Consider the following 20,168-nt stretch of genomic DNA (forward strand, 5'->3'; position numbering starts at 1 on the left):
TCGATCCTATGCCTCGGGATTCCAGCGGTCACCTCGTCCCCGGGACGCTCTCCCCCGCCCGTCCGGTGCCGGCCTCGATTCCCCGGCCCGAGTACGTCGGCAAACCGGGTCCGCGGGAGTTCACGGGCAGCGATGTATACACGCCCGAGGCGATCGAGCGCATCCGTCGGGCCGGACGCATCGCCGCCCGCGCCGTGGAGGCCGTCGGCGCGGCGATCCGCCCGGGGGTCACGACCGACGAGCTCGACGCGATCGCTCACGAGTTCCTCGTCGACCACGGCGCCTACCCGTCGACTCTGGGCTATCGGGGGTTCCCGAAGTCGTGCTGCACCTCGATCAACGAGGTCATCTGCCACGGGATCCCCGACGACACGGTCATCGAGGACGGCGACATCGTCAACATCGACATCACCGCCTTCGTGGACGGTGTGCACGGCGACCTCAACGCCACCTTCGTGGCGGGCACCGCGAGCGAGGCGGCCACCGCCCTCGTCGAGCGCACGCGCGAGGCGCTGAACCGCGGAATAAAGGCGGTCGCGCCCGGGCGCGAGATCAACGTGATCGGCCGCGCCATCGAGTCGTACGCGAAGCGCTTCGGCTACGGAGTGGTGCGCGACTTCACCGGCCACGGAGTCGGCGAGGCCTTCCACTCCGGACTCGTGGTGCCGCACTACGACGCCGCTCCGCGGTTCGACACCGTGATGGAGGTCGGCATGGTCTTCACGATCGAGCCCATGCTGACCCTCGGCGGCTACGACTGGGACATCTGGCCCGACGACTGGACGGTCACCACCCGAGACAAGAGTCTCACCGCGCAGTTCGAACACACCCTCGTCGTCACCGAGGGCGGCGCCGAGATCCTCACTCTTCCCTGACCCCGTCCCGCCCACCCACCCGCACGAAGGACTCGCATGACCAAGGCAGTAGGAATCGACATCGGCGGCACCGGGATCAAGGGCGCGGTCATCGACACCGCCACGGGCGCCCTGCTGACCGACCGCATCAAGCTGGACACTCCGAAGGGCGGCGAGCCCGACGACATCGTGAAGGTCGTCGTGTCGATCATCGAGACCCTCGCCGTCGACGCGGAGGTGCCGGTCGGAGTGTGCTTCCCCGCGGTCATCATCAAGGGGCACACCATGTCGGCCGCCAACGTGTCGAAGAAGTGGATCGGACTCGACGCCGAGAAGCTGTTCGAGAAGGCGCTCGGTCGCGACATCAGGTTCATCAACGACGCGGACGCCGCGGGCGTCGCCGAGGTGCGCTACGGCGCCGCCAAGGATGTGCCGGGGGTGGTGATTCTCACCACACTGGGCACCGGCATCGGCAGCGCGCTCATCTACAACGGCGTCCTCGTGCCGAACACCGAGCTCGGCCACCTCGAGGTCGACGGGAAGGACGCGGAATCGCGCGCCTCCTACTCGGCGAAGGAGAGGGACGACCTCAGCTTCAAGGAGTGGGCGAAGCGCCTCCAGCGCTACTACGACACGGTCGAGGCGCTGTTCTCGCCGGACCTCATCATCGTGGGCGGGGGGATCTCGAAGTCGTACGAGGAATTCCTCCCCCTCCTCGAGCTCCGCGCGCCGATCGTGCCGGCCGCACTGCGCAACAATGCCGGCATCCTCGGTGCCGCCGCGCTCGCGGCCGAGCACCGCGGCGCGACGGGGCACGCCGCCGTCGCCGACTGAGCGCGCCGCCGCCCCGCGTTAGGGTTCGCGCTCGCGGCGTTAGGGATCCGTTAGGAACGGCACCCGGGGCATCCCCCGGGTCTTGACTCTGTTCGTGGCCATGCCACCCGTGCCCGCGATCGCGGCCACGGCGGTCGTTCCAGATGGAGTCCTTCCGTGCTCGATATCGTCTACCTCTGCGCGATCCTGGCCCTCGCGGCCGGCATCGCCGTCATCGCACGGGGGGTCGAGCGACTGTGACGGCGATCACCCTGCTCGCCATCGCGCTCGGAGTCGCCGCGATCGGCTACCTCGTGGTCGCGCTGATCTTTCCGGAGCGGTTCTGATGGGCGCGCAACTCTGGCTGTTCGCGGCGCAGCTCGGCACGGTCATCCTCGTGCTCGCGGTCGCCTACCGTCCGCTGGGCGACTACATGGCCTTCGCCTATGCGTCGCCGCGGCACCTCCGGGTCGAGCGAGGCTTCTACCGGCTCATCGGCGTCGATCCCTCGTCTGAGCAGAGCTGGCCCGCCTACGTGCGCGCCGTGCTCGCCTTCTCCACCGCGGGCATCGTGCTGCTCTACGCGCTGCAACGCGTTCAGGAGCTCCTGCCCTGGTCGCTCGGCCTCGGCCCGGTGAATGAGGCGCTCGCCTTCAACACCGCGGTCTCCTTCGTCACCAACACCAACTGGCAGTCCTACTCGCCCGAGGCGACCCTGGGCTTCACCGTGCAGTTCGCCGGCCTCGCGGTGCAGAACTTTCTCTCGGCGGCGGTGGGGATTGCGGTCGCGGTCGCGCTCGTCCGGGCCTTCGCCGCCCGGCACTCCTCCACCATCGGCAACTTCTGGGTGGATGTGACGCGCGGCACCCTGCGGATCCTGCTGCCGCTCGCCGCGATCGCCGCGGTGCTGCTGGTCGCCGGCGGCGTGGTGCAGAATCTCGACGGATTCCACACCGTGACGACGCTCAGTGGTGCCACCCAGGAGATCCCCGGAGGTCCGGTGGCGTCGCAGGAGGCCATCAAGATCGTCGGCACGAACGGCGGCGGCTACTTCAACGCCAACTCCGCGCACCCCTTCGAGAACCCGCTGCCCTGGACGAGCATGCTGCAGATCATCCTCATGCTCGTGATCCCCTTCGCACTGCCCCGCACCTTCGGACGACTGGTGAACGACAACCGCCAGGGCTACGCGATCGCGGCGGTCATGGCGACCTTCTTCGTCGTGTCGTCGACCGTGATGACCCTCCTCGAACTGGGTGGCTCCGGAAGCGCTCCACGACTCGCGGGCGCCGCCTTGGAGGGCAAGGAACTCCGCTTCGGCATCGTGGGCTCCACTCTGTACGGGACGAGCTCGACGCTCACCTCCACGGGCGCGGTCAACTCGATGCACGACAGCTACACGGCTCTCGGCGGAGGCATGGCCATGATCAACATGATGCTGGGCGAGGTCGCCCCCGGCGGCGTGGGCTCCGGTCTGTACGGGATGCTCGTCATCGCGGTGATCGCCGTGTTCATCGCCGGCCTCATGGTGGGTCGGACCCCCGAATATCTCGGCAAGAAGATCCGCGCCCGGGAGATGACACTCGCGAGCCTGTACATCCTCACGACCCCGGCGCTCGTCCTCGCGGGCACCGCGCTCAGCTTCGCGATCCCCGGCGTGCAGGCCGACGTGACGGGAACCTCCATCGCCAACCCGGGACTGCATGGCTTCAGCGAGGTGCTCTACGCGTTCACCTCGGCGGCGAACAACAACGGCTCCGCCTTTGCGGGGCTCACGGCGAACACGCCGTGGCTCAACACCGCCCTGGGAGTCGCGATGATGCTGGGCCGATTCCTGCCCATCGTCTTCGTGCTCGCGCTCGCCGGCTCGCTCGCCCAACAGGACCCGGTGCCCGTGACCGCCGGCACCCTTCCGACCCACCGCGTCCAGTTCGGAGGCCTCCTGATCGGGACCGTCGTGCTCGTCTCGGCACTCACCTACTTCCCCGCGCTCGCGCTCGGGCCTCTGGCAGAAGGACTGCTTCACTCATGACCTCCCCGCTCATCACCGCGCTGCCGACCGCCGCGCGCAAACTCGACCCGCGGCTCATGTGGCGGAATCCCGTCATGTTCATCGTCGAGATCGGCGCCGCGCTGACGACGGTGATCGCGATCACCGAGCCCCTCCTGGGCGCCCCCGCCGGCGCCGGCCGGCCTCTCGCTCCCAGCTTCACCATCGGCATCGCGGCGTGGCTGTGGATCACCGTCGTCTTCGCGAACCTCGCCGAGGCGGTCGCCGAGGGCCGCGGGAAAGCCCAGGCCGCAAGCCTGCGGGCCACTCGTACGAGCACTCCCGCGACCCGCGTCATCGACTACGACGAGACCGCGGATGCGACCGCCGAGCGTGCTCGCGTGGTCGAGGTCTCCTCGGCCGACCTCACCCTCGGCGACGTCGTGATCGTCGTCGCCGGGCAGGTGATTCCAGGCGACGGCGACGTCGTCTCCGGAATCGCGTCGGTGGACGAGTCCGCGATCACGGGCGAGTCGGCGCCGGTGATCCGCGAGTTCGGTGGGGACCGCAGCGCGGTGACCGGAGGCACCCGTGTGCTCAGCGACCGGATCGTCGTGCGGATCACGAGCAAGCCCGGCGAGACCTTCGTCGACCGCATGATCCGGCTCGTGGAGGGCGCGGCACGGCAGAAGACGCCGAACGAGATCGCGCTCAACATCCTGCTCGCGAGCCTCAGCATCGTCTTCGTGATCGTCGTGCTCACCATCAACCCGATGGCCGGCTACGCGGGCCGCGAGGTGAGCATTCCCGTTCTCATCGCCCTGCTCGTGTGCCTGATCCCCACCACGATCGGCGCCCTGCTCAGCGCCATCGGCATCGCGGGCATGGATCGGCTCGTGCAGCGCAACGTGCTCGCGATGTCGGGCCGGGCCGTCGAGGCCGCCGGGGATGTCACCACCCTCCTCCTCGACAAGACCGGCACGATCACCTACGGCAACCGTCGAGCGACCGCCTTCCTGCCCGTCGGCGACGCGGAAGACACCGAACTCGCCCGGGTCGCCCGGCTCGCCTCGCTCGCCGATCCGACCCCGGAGGGCAGCTCGATCGTGACGCTCGCCGAGGAGCAGGGCCAGCACGAACCGCCCGCTCGCGGCGCGATCGTGGTCCCGTTCACCGCGCAGACCCGGATGAGCGGCGTCGACCTCGCGGACGGAACGCAGCTGCGCAAGGGGGCGGCCTCCATGGTGTCCGCGTGGGTCGCCGAGACCGGCGGAATCGCACCCGAGCAGAGCCGCCACCTCGACGAGATCGTCACCCGGGTGTCGGAGGCGGGCGGCACGCCGCTCGTCGTCGCGGTGCGCGACGCGGGGGGCGATGCGCGGGTGCTGGGGGTCATCCAGCTGAAGGACGTCGTGAAGGACGGACTCGTCGAGCGGTTCGCCGAACTGCGCGCGATGGGTATCCGCACCGTCATGATCACGGGCGACAACCCGCTGACCGCCCGGGCCATCGCGGCGGAGGCCGGCGTGGACGACTTCCTTGCTGAGGCGACGCCCGAGGACAAGCTCGCCCTCATCCGTGCCGAGCAGTCGGGCGGCAACCTCGTCGCCATGACCGGTGACGGCACCAACGACGCCCCCGCGCTCGCCCAGGCGGACGTCGGGGTGGCGATGAACACGGGAACCTCCGCCGCCAAGGAGGCGGGGAACATGGTGGACCTGGACTCCGACCCGACCAAGTTGATCGACATCGTGCGGATCGGCAAGCAGCTGCTCATCACCCGGGGAGCGCTCACCACCTTCTCGATCGCCAACGACGTCGCGAAGTACTTCGCCATCATCCCGGCCATGTTCGCGGCCGCCTTCCCCGGGCTCGCCGTGCTCAACGTGATGGCCCTGCACTCCTCCGCGTCGGCGATCCTGTCGGCGATCATCTTCAACGCGCTCGTGATCGTCGCGCTCATCCCGCTCGCCCTCCGCGGTGTGCGCTACCGACCCGTGTCGGCGAGCCGGATCCTCAGCCGCAACCTCCTCATCTACGGCCTCGGCGGCATCATCGCGCCGTTCATCGGCATCAAGCTGATCGACCTCATCGTCAGCCTCATCCCCGGCTTCTGAGAAAGAAGAACACAGAATGTCTGCACGCAGGGGCTCCGCCCGCCAGGCCTGGGTCGCACTCCGCGCCCTCCTCCTCATGACGGTCGCCCTCGGAATCGTCTTCCCGCTCGCGATCACCGCGATCGCTCAGCTCGCCTTTCCCGCACAGGCGAACGGCTCGCTCGTGCGCTCGGACGGCCGCGTCGTCGGCTCCGCCCTCATCGAACAGTCGTTCACGACGGCGAAGGGGGTGGCGCTGCCGCAGTGGTTCCAGTCCCGGCCCTCCGCGGCCGGCGCCGGGTACGACGGGCGGGCCTCCGGCGGCTCCAACGCCGGCCCGGAGAGCCACAGCCTGCTGACCGCGATCGCCGCGCGGCGGGCGGCGATCGAGAAGTCCGACGGGGTGACGGCCGACCGCATTCCCGCCGACGCCCTCACCGCCTCCGCCTCCGGCCTCGACCCCGACATCAGCCCCGCCTACGCCCTGCTGCAGGTGCCGCGGGTCGCCGCCGCCCGCGGCCTCAGCGAGTCCGCCGTGCGAGCGCTGGTCGAGTCTAGGATTCAAGGGCGCGAGCTCGGCTACCTGGGCGAGCCGGTGGTCAACGTGCTCGAGCTCAACATCGCGCTGGCCGCGCTGAAGTAGAAGGCCTAAGAGGACGGTCGAATGGGCAGGGGTCGCCTTCGGGTCATGCTCGGCGCCGCACCGGGCGTGGGCAAGACCTTCGCGATGCTGGAAGAGGGACACCGCCTGGCCGCGGCCGGCAAGGATGTCGTGGTCGCGGTGGTCGAGACCCACGGCAGGGTCGGCACCGGGGCGCAGCTCGACGGGTTGACGGTCATCCCCCGACGGCGCGTGAATCACCTGGGCGTCGCGCTCGAGGAGATGGACCTGGATGCCGTGCTCGCCCGACGGCCCGACGTCGCGCTCGTCGACGAGTTGGCGCACAGCAACGCGCCCGGATCGCGGAACGACAAGCGCTGGCGCGACGTCGACGAGCTGCTGGATGCGGGCATCGACGTGCTCTCGACCGTCAATATCCAGCACATCGAGTCCCTCAACGACGTTGTGCTGCAGATCACCGGGGTACCGCAGCGCGAGACCATCCCCGACGCCGCGCTGCGGGCGGCCGATCAGATCGAGCTCGTCGACCTCGCACCGCAGGCGCTGCGCGACCGCCTCGCCGAGGGCGTCGTCTACCCGCCCGCCCGGGTCGACGCGGCGCTCAGCAACTACTTCCGCCTCGGCAATCTGACCGCGCTGCGCGAACTCGCACTTCTCTGGCTGGCCGACGAGGTCGACGTCGCCCTGCAGGCCTACCGGAGCGAGAAGGGCATCGCGGCGCCGTGGGAGGCGCGCGAGCGGATCGTCGTCGCGCTCACCGGCGGCCCCGAGGGCGAGACGCTGCTGCGCCGCGGGGCACGCATCGCGGCCCGAACGAGCGGCGGCCAACTGTTCGCGGTGCACGTGTCGAGCGCGGATGGCCTCGCCGAGAGCGATCCCGCGGCCCTGCAGGCGCAGCGCTCACTCGTCGAGACCCTGGGCGGCAGCTATCACCACGTCGTGGCCGAGCAGATCCCCGTCGCGCTCGTCGATTTCGCGCGCGGGGTGAACGCGACGCAGCTCGTGATCGGTGTCAGCAGACGAACCCGGCTCGAGTCGATCCTCGGCGGCGCGGGCATCGGCGCGAGCGTGATCCGACTCGCGGCCGACATCGACGTGCACATCGTCTCGCACTCCCAGGCCGGCAAGCGACGGCTGCCCGCCATCGGGGGCGCGCTCTCCCTTCGCCGCCGCGTTCTCGGCCTCGTGCTCACGATCGCGGGGCTCCCGCTCCTCACGCTGCTGCTCGCCGCCGTGCGCAGCCCTCAGGCAGTGCCCGCCGATGTGCTCAGCTACCAGCTCTTCATCGTCGTCATCGCCGTGGTCGGCGGCATCTGGCCGGCGCTGTTCGCGGCCGTCGCGGCGGGCTTCTGCCTCGACTTCTTCTTCGTGCCGCCGCTCTACGCGATCCGCATCTCACAACCGAGCCACTTCCTCGCGCTCGTCATCTTCCTCGTGGTCGCCGCGATCGTGAGCGTCGTCGTCGATCAGGCTGCGCGGCGCTCGCGCGCGGCGACCCGATCCGCCGCGGAGGCGGAGGTGCTCGCCACGGTCGCGAGCGGCGTGATCAGCGGCTCGGATGCGATCGAGGCCCTCGTCACCCGACTGCGCGAGGCGTTCGGCATGCAGCGGGTCGAGCTCGTCGACGACGGGCAGCTGGTGTTCGCCGCCGACGAGGACGACGCTCCCGCGGATGCCGGGGTGGGCGTCACCGAGCTGCCCGTGGGCGAGGGGGCGCGCATCATCCTCACCGGCAAACCGCTCGCCGCCTCGGATCGACGCATCCTCGCGGCATTCATCGCCCAGCTCGAATCGGCGCTCGACCGTCGCCGACTCGCGAGCGAGGCGGCCGAGATGCGGCCACTCGCGGCGGCCGACCGATTGCGCAGCGCCCTGCTGGCCGCGGTCGGGCACGACCTGCGACGCCCGCTCGCGGCCGCCACCGCGGCCGTCACCTCGCTGCGCTCGCGCCAGATCGAACTCAGCCCGAGCGACCGCGAAGAGCTGCTGGAGACCGCCGACGACAGTCTTCGCGCGCTCTCGGGACTCGTCACTGATCTGCTCGACGTCAGTCGCCTGCAGGCGGGCGTGATCGGTGTCACGCTCGAACCCGTGCACCTCGATGACGTGGTCGGCGACGCGCTCGAGGAGCTGCGACTCGCGCCCGGTGCGGTGGCGCTCGAACTCGGCGACACCCGCCCCGCGGTCGCCGACGCGACCCTCCTGCTCCGCGTTCTCGTGAACCTCCTCGCGAACGCCATTCGCTTCGCACCGGCCGGCACGGCACCCATCATCTCGACGAGCGAATTCGCGGGCCGGGTGCAGCTCCGGGTGATCGACGCCGGGCCGGGCATCCCTGCCGACCGCCGGGAGGAGGTGTTCCTGCCGTTCCAGAGGCTCGGCGACACCGACAACACCGCGGGCGTGGGTCTCGGGCTCGCGCTCTCGAAGGGTTTCGTGGAGGGAATGGGCGGCACACTGGAGACCGAGGACACGCCGGGCGGCGGCCTCACCATGGTCGTGGAGTTGGAGGCTGCCCCGTGAGGATCCTGATCGCCGACGACGACCCGCAGATCCTGCGCGCCCTGCGCATCACCCTCGGCGCGCGCGGCTACGAGGTGATCACCGCGACCGACGGGCGCGCCGCCCTCGACGCGGCGATCTCGGGGCATCCGGATCTCATCGTGCTCGATCTCGGGATGCCCGGCCTCACCGGCATCGAGGTGATCGAGGCCGTCCGGGGCTGGAGCCAGGTCCCCATCCTGGTCGTCTCGGGGCGCACCGAATCATTCGACAAGGTGGACGCGCTCGACGCGGGAGCCGACGACTACGTCACCAAGCCCTTCGCCGCCGATGAACTGCTGGCGCGGATCCGCGCCCTGTCACGCCGAACCCCGGCCGCCACCGACGAGCCCACCGTGCGCTTCGGCGAGGTGACCGTCGACCTGTCGGCGCGCGTCGTGACCCGGGGTTCCGACAGCGTGCGGCTCACCCCCACCGAGTGGCGACTGCTCGAGGTGCTGCTGCGCGGTCGCGGCCGCCTGATCACGCGCGAGACCCTGCTGCGGGAGGTCTGGGGGCCGCAGTACACGAGCGACACGGGATACCTGCGGCTCTACCTCGCACAGTTGCGCAAGAAGCTCGAGCCCGAGCCCTCGACGCCACGGTACTTTCTGACCGAACCGGGAATGGGCTACCGCTTCCGCGGAGACCCGGAGGACTGATCGAGGAGGGGGCAAACGGGCCGACCGTACGCCGGGTTCTGTCCCGGCATCGGGGGTCTCCCCCCTCCGCCATCGACGGCCATCTCTCTACGATGTGCGTTACCGCACACCTCTAGCGGTCTACCCGGGAACTGGGCGAGCAGCCCGTGGCGTTCCCTGTCTGACCTTGCTCCGGACGAGGTTTACCCAGCGAGCCCGATCACTCGGGCCCCTGGTGGTCTCTTACACCACCGTTTCACCCTTACCGCCGGCACGGTCATCCGAGGATGATCCCGCCGGTGGCGGTCTGCTCTCTGTTGCACTTTCTCGCGGATTGCTCCGGGTGGGTGTTACCCACCGTCCTGCTCTGTGGAGCCCGGACGTTCCTCGGTGACCGGCCATGTCCCCAGGGGATGCGCCGGCCAACGCGACCGTCTCATCGACCCGTTTGCTAAGAGAACGATACCGTCCGGCGCTCGTGCCCGTCGTGACCGCGGACGAAGGAGAGCTTCTTGTCCATCACCTCATTGGCGATGCGGTCGGCGCGCGAGTTCTCGGCGCGGGGCATCCACTCGAAACTGACCGGGGTTCCCGTCAGCAGGCGACGCGCCTCGGCGGCGAGGTCGGCCATGGCCGGGTGCTTGATCTTCCAGCGACCGCTCATCTGCTCGACGACGAGCTTGGAGTCCATCCGCACGTGAAGATTCGCGTTCGGATCGATCTCGAGGGCCTTGCGGATCCCGGAGATCATGCCGGTGTACTCGGCGACATTGTTCGACGCGATGCCGACATAGGTGCCGATCTCCGCCAGCACCTCGCCGGTCGCGGCATCGATCACGATGGAACCACCTCCCGCGATTCCGGGGTTGCCACGCGAGCCGCCGTCCGCCTCGACGATGAGCTCACGCGCCATCAGAGTCCCGACTCGTTCGTACGCACCAGGATCGCACTCGAATCGGGGCAGAGGATCACCTCGTCGGGGGCCGCCGCTCGAATCTTGACGAGCTCGTTCTCGTGCAGCTTCACGCCGCTCGCGCTGGAGACCCCGTGCTGCAGGAGCGAGGCCCCGAGTCCGTAGCGCTCGCGCTGCTTCTCGTAGAGTGCCAACAAGTCGGCGGGAATCTGCGCCGCGATCGCGTCACGGTTCGCCCGCGCGTTCGCGGTTTCCGCGTCGAGAGTCTTCAGGGCGGCGTCGCGCTCGCCCTCGAGGTCGGCCATCTTGCCCTGCACGACCCCGACCGCGTCGGCGGCACGGCCGACGACAGCACCCTGCTCCTCGACCTTCTCCATCACCGTGAGCTCGATCTCCTCGAGATCGGACTGGCGCTTGTGCAGCGCGGCGAGCTCCTGTTCGAGCGCGGCGACGTCCTTCGTGGACGACGACGCCTGGAGTCGCGTCGAGTCGCGGCTGATGCGAGCCTCCACCACGGCGACGTCGGATTCGATCCGCGACAGCTCGAGCTTCGCATCCTCGAGCACGCCCTTCTGCTCGGCGAGGGTGACGAGCAACTCGGAGAGCTGCACCGCTCCCTGCTGGAGCAGAGCGTGCTCGGGAAGCTGCTTCGCGCGGTGCGCGAGCTGCTGAAGCTTGGTGTCGAGGGCCTGCAGGTCGAGCAGTAGCGCCTGGTCGGCCGGGCTGGCTGTCAAAGCCATGAGGTTCTCCCCTGTGATTGTGGTGGCGAGCAGCTAGTGGACAACGACGAAATCCCACGGATCCGTGCGGAGATCGCTGACCGTCACCGTGACCCCGTCGAGGCGGGCACGCAGCTCGGCCGCTGCAACATCCAACCACAGCCACTCGCTTGCCCAGTGTGAGATATCGATGAGGGCCGCACCCCCCGCGACACGCGCGTTCTCGCGGAATTCCGATGCCGGATGATGCCTCAGGTCTGAGGTGATGTAGACGTCGGCCTCCCGGACCCCTCGCTCGCCGAGCAGCGAGTCGCCGGCGCCACCGCACACCGCGACGGTGCGAACGGGCTGCTCGTACTCGCCGGAGACCCGGACTCCCCCGGCCGTGGGCGGCAGGAGTTCGGCGAGGGCTCGCGCGAGACGACCGAGCGTGGTCGGCGTGGGCAGTGTGCCCACCCGGCCGATGCCGCGAGCGGGGTCGGTCTGGGGCACGAGCGGGCGGGCATCCCGAATGCCGAGGGCCTCCGCGAGAGTCGCGGACGTTCCCGTCTCGACGACGTCAGCGTTGGTGTGGGCCGCCAGGAGTGCGCAGCCGCCGCGGATCAGCCGGCCGAGCACCGCGCCCTTGTAGCGGTCTTCGGCGACGGTGGTGACGCCGCGCAGCAGAAGCGGATGATGCACGAGCAGCAGTCCGGCACCCGCGGCGACGGCCTCGTCGGCCACCTCCACGGTGGCGTCGACGGCGAGGTGGATGCTGGTGACGGGCTCACTCGGATCACCGGCCAGAAGTCCGGGGGCGTCCCAGCCCTCCGCGCCCTCGAGCGGCCACAGCTCGTTCGCCACCGCGGTGATCTGGGCAACGGTGTACGACACCCGACCAGTCTATTCCGCCGGGTCGACCGCGGATTCCTGGCGGCGCACCGCCGCGATTCCGCCGAACAGGGGCCAGAGGATGCCCAGCCCGAGCGCCACGAACACGCCGATGTCGCTCCCCACCAGGGTGCTGTGCGCCGTGAGCCCGAGCGGTCCGAAGAAGAACCCCTCCCACTGCAGCGCCGGGAGGTCGGCGCGGAGGAAGCCGAGGCCGAGGATCGAGGCGACGATGAAGCCGATGAGGTTGCCCCAGCGCACGTCGGGGTACCGCCCGCCCCGGCGCAGAAGCGCGGCCGAGTCATAGGGCCGGCGCCGCGAGAGCAGATCGGTGGCGACGATCCCGCACCAGGCGGCGACCGGCACGGCCGCGGTCGTCGCGACATCGCGCAGGAGCACGGAGGCGTCGCCGGTGGCGAGAGTGATTCCCACCGCGGCGACCAGCACGATGATCCCGCTCAGCAGCACGGCGAGTGAGCGCATCATGCGCAGCCCAGCGGCCTGCATGGCGAGGCCCGCGGAATAGAGCGAGACGGCGGCGCCCGAGAACAGGCTCAGGGCCGTCGCGACGAGCAGGGGAAGCGGGTACCAGGCGGGGAGCAGTTGGCCGATCGCGGTGAGCGGACTCACGCTGACCCCGCTCGCGAACCGCTCGCTGGAGGCGGCGAGGAGCGCGCCGTAGCCGATCAGCACCGCGGCCGGCAGTGCCGCTCCGATCGTGGGCCACAGACTCGTCGCCGCGCTGCCGCCCGCCGAGCGCTGATAGCGGGCGAGGTCGCCGCCGCTGTGCGCCCACGCGACTCCGACGAGGCTGAAGACGAGCACGGCACCCGTGACGACGAGCATCCAGGGACCGTCGCGCACCCCCAGGGCCGCCCCCAGATCGACGGAGCGCCAGGTGAGCGCGATGAACCCGGCGATCATCACCGCCGAGAACGCGGTCACGATGAGCTGAATGCGGGCAATGAGCGCGTAGCCGAAGTAGGCGATCACGATCACGAGGATGAACGCCACCCCGATCGCGCCGAGGGCGATCTGCACGTCGGCGAAACCCTCGGTGACGCCAGTCACCGACAGGATGCTCGCCGTGGAGGTGCCGATGAGCCACAGCAGGGTCGCCGACCAGCCGATGCGGCTGAAGAGGGCGACGAGCGCGGGCAGCGTGTTGCCGATCATGCCGAAGGATGCCCGCGAGACGATCATCGTGGGCTGCCCGCTGCGCCGCCCGGCGAGCGCGGTGACCGCCAGCGGAATAGCCGAGAGGGCGAGACCGGCGACCGTCGCCACGAGCGTCTGCCGCAGGCTCATGCCGAGCCCGAGCAGCAGCGCGCCCAGCACGACGCCGACCAGGGAGGAGTTGGCCGCGAACCAGAGCCAGAACAGTCGCGCGGCTCTGCCGATCCGCTGTTCGACGGGGGTGGGCTCGAGCCCGGTCGACTCCACGATGCTCACCACGGGGGCGACGAGGGCGAGGGGCGCGATCGGTTCCCGCGGGACGACGCTGGACTCGTCGGACTCGTCGGACTCGTCGGTTTCATCGAACTCGCCCGGAACGGCGCCCTCGTTCGCCTCCAGAGGTGCGGCGCGCTCCGCGTCGATCAAGGGCTCGTGCTCGTGCTCCTGTTCGTGCACCTCGTCGGGATTCGCGGCGGGAATCGGTTCGGTGCCCGCCTCCGGCGCCGTCGCGGCCGTCGCGCTCGGTGGCGTGAGGTCGCCGAAGGGAAGGAACTCCCCGGTCGCCGCGTCGATCGTGGGACCGACGAAATCGTGGGCACCCCCGTCCCGAGGGAAGTGGTAGACCGGGGCCGTGATCGGCGCCTCGGGCTCCCCCTCATCGAGGTCGACCGCGGGAAGATCATCGAGCGGGGCGAACGCGGCCTGCTCGGGATCGAGCGGCGGGGGTGCGAAGTTGAGGAACGCGGGATCCTCGGCGGGCTGGTCGACGGGCACCGACTGCTGCGGCTCGGACTCGGGCTCCGGCTGCGGGCCGGGCTCCGGTTCCGGCTGCTCGAGGGGCTCGTCGCTCGCGGCAGGCCGTGGCATGAACATCGCCCACTCCGCCGGCACGACGGGTTCAGGCGCAGCGATCGGTTCGGGGGCGGCGACTGGCTCTGGCGCTGCGGCGGGCTGCGCCTCTTCCGTGGGCTCCGGCTCAGCCACGGGCTCCGGCTCAGCCACGGGCTCCGGCTGGGCCATGGGCTCCGGCTGGGCCGTGGGCTCCGGCGCTGCGGCGGGCTCCGGCGCTGCCACGGGCTCCGGCTCGGCGGGCGGCGCCGCGGGGGCGTGGGTGGGCTGGGCACTGTAGAACGGTGGAGCGGGACGACCGGGCAGGGTCACGGCCGGGCCGACCGGCGGAGCGCTCGGCACCGACTGCGCCGCGCGGGCGGCCGCCGCCTCTGCCGGTCGGATCACCCGGATCGGTCCCGACATGGCCTTCGCGAGTTCGGCGGCCAGCGCGTCGGCGATGGCGTCGTCGCTGAATTCGCCGCCCGCCGTCGTCGGCGCGAGCGCGGATGCGGGAGGGGTGTAACTCGATCGACGCGGACCTGGCGGAGCGGACTGCTCATCAGGACCGACGTTCCCCCGAGACTCGTCGTCAGTCATGCGCAAATTCTATGGGTGTCGCTCGACTTCCGGAGCGGGCGGAGCCGAGATGAGTACCCCCACTCCGAGCCCGATGAGCGCGATGCCCGTCCAGCCGGCGGCCGTCAAGCGCTCGCCCACCACGACGACGGCGAGAACCGTCGCGACGATCGGTTCGAGGAGCGTGATGGTCGTGACGACGGTGCTCCGCAGGGAGCGGATCCCGACCCCGAACAGCAGGTAGGCCAGCAGCATCGGACCGATGGCCAGGTACGCCGCGAGCGCGATGGTGCGGTCATCCGCCAGAATCGGCCCCCCGGTCGCCAGCAGGATCGGCAGCAGGATGACCGCCCCCACGCCGAAGGTGCCGCCCATCGCCGCGCGTCCCCCATGCCCGAGCGCCGTCACACGACCCGCGCTGTAGGTGTACAGCGCGTAGGCGGCGCCGGCGGCCAGCGCGAGGAGGAGCCCGACGGCGACCTCCTGCCCGGGCGCGCCGGTGGCTCGAGGGCTCGCGCGGCCGGCGACGCCGAGGACGACGACTCCCGCGACCGCGACACCGGTGGCGGCGAGCCAGCGGGGGCCGGGACGCCGCCCGCCGAGAATCCATTCGAGGAGCGCCGCGAAGGCGGGGCCGGAGCCGAGCGCGACGACGTTGCCGATCGCGATACCGGCGAGGTGCATCCCCGTGTAGAACGCGAGCGGGTACACGACCACGCCGACCGCGCCGAGGAGTACCCAGCGGCGGGCGGCCCGGTCGCGCAGCGCCCGCATCGACACCCGCGCGGACGCGCCGAAGAGCAGTGCGCCACCCACGGCCATCGTGCTCGCACCGATCGCGACGGGGCTCACGCCCGTCATCCGACTCGCGGCCGTGCCCGTCGTTCCCCACAGCACGGAGGCGAGGATGAGGGCGAGCACGGCGCGGTTCACCGGCCCATCCTCTCAGGAGCGCGCGACGGGGTCGCCCACGAGCGGGAGGCCGCGCCGCTCGGAAGCGCGACGGGGTTGACGTCGATACATTTCCGATATATCGTTACTACATCGCCAATCGATCGATCGGCGACCACCGTCTCTCATCAGACCATCCCGAAAGGACGAATCGCATGTTCAGCGAATTCAGTCATCAGCACCCCCATCACCACCACCCCGGCGGCCCCGACTCGCGCGAGTTCGGCCGCGGTCGCGCGGGCGGCCCCGGTCGCGGCTTCGGCCACGGAATGCCCGGCGCCTTCGGTCCCGGCTTCGGCGGCTTCGGTCCGCGCGGTTTCATGCCCCCGGGGCCCGGCCGCAAGCGTCGCGGCGACATCCGCCTCGCGATCCTCTCCCTGCTCATCGACGCCCCCAGCAATGGCTACGGGCTCATCAAGGCGATCGGAGAGCGCTCCGGCGGCACCTGGACCCCCAGCCCGGGCTCCGTCTACCCCACCCTCCAGCAGCTCGTCGACGAGGAGCTCATCGAGCCGATCGGCGAGGGCAAGCGCACCGACTTCCAGCTCACCGAGCAGGGTCGAGCCTGGGTCGCCCAGCACTCCGATGAGCTCGCCCGAATCTGGGAGGGCTCGGCGGAACGCGCCGAAGCCGACGCAGGACTCCACGAGAGCGTCGCCGGGCTCATGGGCGTGGTTCACCAGTTCCGCTTCGCGGCGACGGATGACCAGCGCAGCAAGGCCATCGCCGAGCTCGACCGCACCCGCCGCGCCCTCTACGCCATCCTCGCCGAGTAGCGTTGGCGGCGTGTCCCCCCACGACCGCGCGACCGCCGAGCCAGACCCCGACGCGACCCGACTGGTCGTGACGAGGCTGCGCGCGGCGGGTTGCGTGTTCGCGGAGGACGAGGCGCGCATCCTGCTCGAGTCCGCCAACGACCGGGACGCGCTCGAGGCGCTGCTCCGTCGCCGCGAGTCGGGAGAACCGCTCGAGCGCATCGTGGGCTGGGCCGAGTTCGCGGGCCTGCGCGTCGGAATCACCGCCGGAGTGTTCGTGCCGCGGCGCCGGACGGAGTACCTCGTCCGACGGACCCTCACCGAGTTGAGGCACCGCGGAGTGGACTCCCCGGTCATCGTGGACCTCTGCTGCGGCTCGGGAGCGGTCGGGCTGGCCCTCGGCACGGCGCTCCCCCGGGCCCGCATCATCGCGGCCGACCTCGACCCCGTCGCCGTCGCGTGCGCCCGGCTCAACCTCGCTGCCGTCGGCGGGGCGACGTATTGCGGCGACCTCTACGCGGCGCTCCCCGACGAGCTGCGCGGGCGGGTCGACACGCTCGCCGTCAACGCGCCCTATGTGCCCAGCGACGAGGTGCGGTTGATGCCGCCCGAAGCCCGCGACTACGAACCGCTCGCGACCCTGGACGGCGGGGAGGACGGGCTCGCCCTGCACGCGCGCGTCGCGGCCGGTGCCGCCGAGTGGCTCGCGCCGGGAGGCAGCCTGCTGATCGAGACGAGCGAGCGGCAGGCCGAGGGTACCGCCGCGCTCGTGGCGGCGGGCGGGCTGGCGGCGGTCATCCATCGATCGCGGCGGCGTTCGGCCACCGTGGTCTCGGGGCGCCTCGCGCGGTCGTGAAATCTGGTTAACTCGCAGGAGCCGAGTCACCAGCCCCGCCCCGCAGGGCGGCTCCCCCTGAGGCGGACGATGTTCTACTGGATCATGAAGTACCTGATCGCGGGCCCACTCCTGCGGGTGCTGTTCCGTCCGCGGGTGATCGGCGAGTCGAACATTCCGCGCACCGGTCCGGTGATCGTGGCGAGCAATCATCTCTCCTTCATCGATTCGGTGATCCTCCCCCTCAACATGCGGCGGCGCATCTACTTCCTCGCCGCGAGCAACTACTTCAGCGGCCGGAGCCCCGGTGCCTGGGTGCTGAAGCGGTTCCTGCTCGCGACGGGGATGATCCCGCTCGACCGCTCGGGCGGGAAGGCCTCCGAGGCCTCGCTCCGGGCCGGACTCGCTGTCCTGCAGAAGGGAAACGTCCTCGGCATCTACCCGGAGGGCTCGCGCAGCCCCGACGGGCGCATGCATCGCGGACGCACGGGCATCGCCCGGATGGTGCTCGAATCCGGCGCCGTCGTCGTGCCGGTCGCGATGTCGGAGACCGACCGGGTCATGCCCGTCGGCGGCAAGGGCATCCGATTCCTCAGCGTCGGGCTGACCTTCGGCGAGCCGCTGAACTTCGACTCGTATCGCCTCGGCGAGGCCGACCACGAGACGCTGCGGGTCATCACCGACCAGATCATGGAGGCGATCCGCGCGCTGAGCGGACAGGAGTACGTCGACGCCTACTCCAGCTCGCGCAAGGCCGCCCGCGAGGAGTGATGCCCGGTCAGGCCGGGTACGCGAAGGCCATGATCTGCTCGAGCCGCTCGCGGCGCAGCAGGGGCGACACCCTCGCGGCGGGCGGGGTGTCATGCGCCACCGCCGTGATTCCGGCGACGAAGTCCTCCGCGGCGGGCGTCTCCGGCGGCACGCGCAGGTACCAGACGAATCCACGGGGTCGGGGCGGGATGCCCGCGTCGGCCAGATAGCGATCGACCCGGCCGTCACCGGGCTCAGGCTCGGGCGCGGCTTCCGTCGCGACGCGACCCACGTTCTCGGGACCGGCGGTCCAGGCGATCAGCGCGTCGAACTCGGACTCCCCGAGCGCGACCCACCCCTTCGTGTCGACAAGATTCGGAATCGCATCCCAGCTGCTCACGCCCACATCCTTCGGTCGCCGCGTCTGCCGAATCTAGTCGCCGAAGGCCGCCCGGGTCAATGAGCAATCATCATGCGTTCACGAAGAATTCACCCGGCGACACGGGAGAGGGTGGGCCCTACCGGGCTCGAACCGATGACATCCACGGTGTAAACGTGGCGCTCTACCAACTGAGCTAAAGGCCCATCGCCCCGCGGGGCAATGCCCGCCAATACTACGGCATCGCCCGGGCATACACTTCTGACCATGCGCGCCGAAGCTCCCCCCGGAACCCGGACCGAGCACCGCTGGCCCGTGGTCACCGCGACCGTGTTCGCCCTCGTTCTCTACGTGCTCCTGCCGGACACGCTGCAGCCGATCCCGCGCTGGGTGATTCCGACGCTGGGCATCGCGGCGATCCTGCCGCTCGTCGTGCTGAATCCGCGCCGGCTCGACCGCGAGACGGAGTGGTCGCGCTGGTTGTCGATCGTCTTCTCGGTGCTGCTGACGCTCGCGAATCAGGCGTACGTGGTGGCTCTCGTCATCGCGCTCGTGGCGGGGAACATCCCCGGCCCGACGGTGCTGCTCACCGCTCTCCAGGTCTGGGTCACGAGCGTGATCGCCTTCGCGCTGGTGTACTGGGAGATGGATCGCGGCGGAGCGGTGGCGCGGCGGATCGAGGGTTACCGCGATGACGCCACGCAGGACTTCCGGTTCCCGCAGCAGGACAACGGCATCCCGACGAACGCCTGGGAGCCGGCCTTCGTGGACTACGCCTACTTCGCCCTCTCCAACATGATGGCCTTCAGCCCGACCGACGTGATGCCGCTCACCCACCGGGCGAAACTCGTGATGGGGTATCAGGCGCTCACGGGCTTCATCCTGCTCGCGCTTGTGATCTCCCGCGCGGTGAACATCCTGCACTAGCGCCCCGCTCGCCGTCCGCCGGGCACCCCGCGGCCGCGGGTGACTGCGCGCCGGCCCGCCATACCCCCAGTTCGCGGGCAAAAGCTGGCGAAGCGCCCCTCGGCGGGCGTACTGTGGCCCCACAGGCGCGGGGGCGTCGAGATTCGGGGGGAATCGTGAGCAACGTCACCATCTCACGCACGGTCGCGGACTTCGCTGTCTCGCCGTCGCCCGAACTCACCGCGGGTCAGGCCCGCGTTCGCGGCTGGGGCATCGCCATCGCCGCGTCACTCGGGCTGTGGGGCGCGGTCATCGCCGGAATCATCGCCGCGGTTCACGCGCTCTCCTGAGCCGGCACGCGCCGCGATCGCCTGAGTCGGCACGCGCCGGGGCGCTGGCCCGCCACGTCACTACCGCACTGGGCAGCTCACCGCGCCCGCGGTTAATCAGCGCGCGGTCAGACCCGGGCGGGCAGAACCGTGTCGAGCGCGAGCCGGTACTCCTCGAGGGATCGCGGCTGTCCCGGAGCGGTGATGAAGCTCGCGCGGATGATCCCCTTGGTGTCGATCACGAAGGTCGCCCGGTTGGCGAAGCCCTTTTCCTCGAGGAACACCCCGTACTCCTTGGCGACCGCGCCGTGCGGCCAGAAATCCGCGAGCAGCGTGAAGTCGTAGCCCTCCTGCTCGGCGAAGGCACGCAGTGTCGCCTTCGAGTCGACCGAGATGCCGATGAGTTCGATGCCGTTCTGCTGGAACATGGCGAGGTTGTCGCGGAGCGTGCACAGCTCTGAGGTGCACGTGCTCGAGAACGCGAGCGGGAAGAAGACGAGCGCGACCGGCTTGCGGCCGCAGTAGTCCTTGAGGCGGATGTGCTCGCCGAACTGGTTCGGAAGCTCGAAATCGGGTGCCTGGGTGTCATTCTCCAGAGCCATGACGGAAATCCTTTCGTAC

At 70.3% G+C, this 20,168-nt stretch carries 19 protein-coding genes, 1 tRNA gene, 1 other RNA gene and 1 pseudogene; 13 read left to right on the forward strand and 9 right to left on the reverse strand.

Features of this window, described 5'->3' with window-relative positions:
* Nucleotides 1–8: 8 nt before the first annotated feature.
* From map to G3T37_RS02905, 8 genes and pseudogenes are all read left to right on the forward strand, one after another.
* A complete protein-coding gene (gene map / locus G3T37_RS02870; RefSeq protein WP_163471961.1) occupies nucleotides 9–875 on the forward strand; it encodes a type I methionyl aminopeptidase in 867 nt (288 codons plus the stop codon).
* A 36-nt stretch (nucleotides 876–911) separates the two neighbouring features.
* Nucleotides 912–1,688 (forward strand): polyphosphate--glucose phosphotransferase, encoded by a 777-nt coding sequence (gene ppgK, locus G3T37_RS02875; protein ID WP_163471962.1) that lies wholly within the window; start codon nucleotides 912–914, stop codon nucleotides 1,686–1,688.
* Nucleotides 1,689–1,924: 236 nt separating this feature from the next.
* Nucleotides 1,925–2,014 (forward strand): potassium-transporting ATPase subunit F, encoded by a 90-nt coding sequence (locus G3T37_RS15250; protein WP_163471963.1) that lies wholly within the window; start codon nucleotides 1,925–1,927, stop codon nucleotides 2,012–2,014.
* On the forward strand, nucleotides 2,014–3,699 hold the full coding sequence (gene kdpA / locus G3T37_RS02885) for a potassium-transporting ATPase subunit KdpA (protein WP_163471964.1): 1,686 nt from the start codon (nucleotides 2,014–2,016) through the stop codon (nucleotides 3,697–3,699). Before G3T37_RS15250 ends, kdpA begins: the two co-directional genes overlap by 1 nt.
* Nucleotides 3,700–3,707: 8 nt before the next feature.
* Nucleotides 3,708–5,774, forward strand: a pseudogene (gene kdpB / locus G3T37_RS02890) (potassium-transporting ATPase subunit KdpB); the annotation flags it as partial.
* 16 nt (nucleotides 5,775–5,790) lie between these two features.
* On the forward strand, nucleotides 5,791–6,396 hold the full coding sequence (kdpC, locus tag G3T37_RS02895; RefSeq protein WP_163471966.1) for a potassium-transporting ATPase subunit KdpC: 606 nt from the start codon (nucleotides 5,791–5,793) through the stop codon (nucleotides 6,394–6,396).
* A gap of 21 nt (nucleotides 6,397–6,417) precedes the next feature.
* Nucleotides 6,418–8,898 (forward strand): DUF4118 domain-containing protein, encoded by a 2,481-nt coding sequence (locus tag G3T37_RS02900; protein WP_163471967.1) that lies wholly within the window; start codon nucleotides 6,418–6,420, stop codon nucleotides 8,896–8,898.
* Nucleotides 8,895–9,578 (forward strand): response regulator, encoded by a 684-nt coding sequence (locus G3T37_RS02905; RefSeq protein WP_163471968.1) that lies wholly within the window; start codon nucleotides 8,895–8,897, stop codon nucleotides 9,576–9,578. The genes G3T37_RS02900 and G3T37_RS02905 overlap by 4 nt, the downstream gene beginning before the upstream one ends.
* A gap of 12 nt (nucleotides 9,579–9,590) precedes the next feature.
* Here the strand turns inward: G3T37_RS02905 and rnpB are convergent.
* From rnpB to G3T37_RS02935, 6 genes are all read right to left on the reverse strand, one after another.
* Nucleotides 9,591–10,004: RNase P RNA component class A (rnpB, locus tag G3T37_RS02910), an RNA gene on the reverse strand.
* Between the two features lie 4 nt (nucleotides 10,005–10,008).
* The gene (locus G3T37_RS02915; protein ID WP_163471969.1) at nucleotides 10,009–10,470 is read right to left on the reverse strand and encodes a reverse transcriptase-like protein; all 462 of its coding nucleotides are present in this window, start codon (nucleotides 10,468–10,470) and stop codon (nucleotides 10,009–10,011) included.
* Nucleotides 10,470–11,210 (reverse strand): zinc ribbon domain-containing protein, encoded by a 741-nt coding sequence (locus G3T37_RS02920; protein WP_174247720.1) that lies wholly within the window; start codon nucleotides 11,208–11,210, stop codon nucleotides 10,470–10,472. The genes G3T37_RS02915 and G3T37_RS02920 overlap by 1 nt, the downstream gene beginning before the upstream one ends.
* A gap of 33 nt (nucleotides 11,211–11,243) precedes the next feature.
* Nucleotides 11,244–12,062 (reverse strand): Nif3-like dinuclear metal center hexameric protein, encoded by an 819-nt coding sequence (locus tag G3T37_RS02925; RefSeq protein ID WP_163471970.1) that lies wholly within the window; start codon nucleotides 12,060–12,062, stop codon nucleotides 11,244–11,246.
* Between the two features lie 9 nt (nucleotides 12,063–12,071).
* Nucleotides 12,072–14,663, reverse strand: coding sequence for a purine-cytosine permease family protein (locus tag G3T37_RS02930; protein WP_163471971.1), 2,592 nt, complete (start codon nucleotides 14,661–14,663; stop codon nucleotides 12,072–12,074).
* Between the two features lie 9 nt (nucleotides 14,664–14,672).
* Nucleotides 14,673–15,575, reverse strand: a complete 903-nt coding sequence (locus G3T37_RS02935) for an EamA family transporter (RefSeq protein WP_163471972.1) — start codon at nucleotides 15,573–15,575, stop codon at nucleotides 14,673–14,675.
* A gap of 173 nt (nucleotides 15,576–15,748) precedes the next feature.
* Between G3T37_RS02935 and G3T37_RS02940 the strand changes: the two genes are divergently transcribed.
* The 3 genes from G3T37_RS02940 (at nucleotide 15,749) to G3T37_RS02950 (ending at nucleotide 17,954) form a co-directional block, all read left to right on the forward strand.
* A complete protein-coding gene (locus G3T37_RS02940; RefSeq protein ID WP_163471973.1) occupies nucleotides 15,749–16,369 on the forward strand; it encodes a PadR family transcriptional regulator in 621 nt (206 codons plus the stop codon).
* A gap of 10 nt (nucleotides 16,370–16,379) precedes the next feature.
* Nucleotides 16,380–17,204, forward strand: a complete 825-nt coding sequence (locus G3T37_RS02945) for a putative protein N(5)-glutamine methyltransferase (protein WP_338401156.1) — start codon at nucleotides 16,380–16,382, stop codon at nucleotides 17,202–17,204.
* A 69-nt stretch (nucleotides 17,205–17,273) separates the two neighbouring features.
* Entirely contained in the window at nucleotides 17,274–17,954 is a 681-nt protein-coding gene (locus G3T37_RS02950; RefSeq protein WP_163471975.1) for a lysophospholipid acyltransferase family protein, read from the forward strand.
* Nucleotides 17,955–17,961: 7 nt separating this feature from the next.
* Here the strand turns inward: G3T37_RS02950 and G3T37_RS02955 are convergent, their stop codons facing one another.
* Both G3T37_RS02955 and G3T37_RS02960 read right to left on the reverse strand, forming a co-directional pair.
* A complete protein-coding gene (locus G3T37_RS02955) occupies nucleotides 17,962–18,333 on the reverse strand; it encodes a DUF5956 family protein (RefSeq protein WP_163471976.1) in 372 nt (123 codons plus the stop codon).
* 112 nt (nucleotides 18,334–18,445) lie between these two features.
* Nucleotides 18,446–18,518, reverse strand: a tRNA-Val gene (locus G3T37_RS02960).
* 61 nt (nucleotides 18,519–18,579) lie between these two features.
* Between G3T37_RS02960 and G3T37_RS02965 the strand changes: the two genes are divergently transcribed.
* Both G3T37_RS02965 and G3T37_RS02970 read left to right on the forward strand, forming a co-directional pair.
* Nucleotides 18,580–19,239 carry a DUF1345 domain-containing protein gene (locus tag G3T37_RS02965; protein WP_163471977.1) on the forward strand — a complete coding sequence of 220 codons (660 nt, stop codon included), beginning with the start codon at nucleotides 18,580–18,582 and terminating at the stop codon, nucleotides 19,237–19,239.
* A gap of 155 nt (nucleotides 19,240–19,394) precedes the next feature.
* Nucleotides 19,395–19,568 carry a hypothetical protein gene (locus tag G3T37_RS02970; RefSeq protein WP_163471978.1) on the forward strand — a complete coding sequence of 58 codons (174 nt, stop codon included), beginning with the start codon at nucleotides 19,395–19,397 and terminating at the stop codon, nucleotides 19,566–19,568.
* 107 nt (nucleotides 19,569–19,675) lie between these two features.
* Here G3T37_RS02970 and G3T37_RS02975 read toward each other — a convergent pair whose 3' ends face one another.
* Complete coding sequence (locus G3T37_RS02975) at nucleotides 19,676–20,149, reverse strand: peroxiredoxin (protein ID WP_163471979.1); 474 nt, start codon at nucleotides 20,147–20,149, stop codon at nucleotides 19,676–19,678.
* Between the last annotated feature and the right edge of the window lie 19 nt (nucleotides 20,150–20,168).

This window comes from Galbitalea soli (genome assembly GCF_010686725.1).
GTDB lineage: Bacteria > Actinomycetota > Actinomycetes > Actinomycetales > Microbacteriaceae > Galbitalea > Galbitalea soli.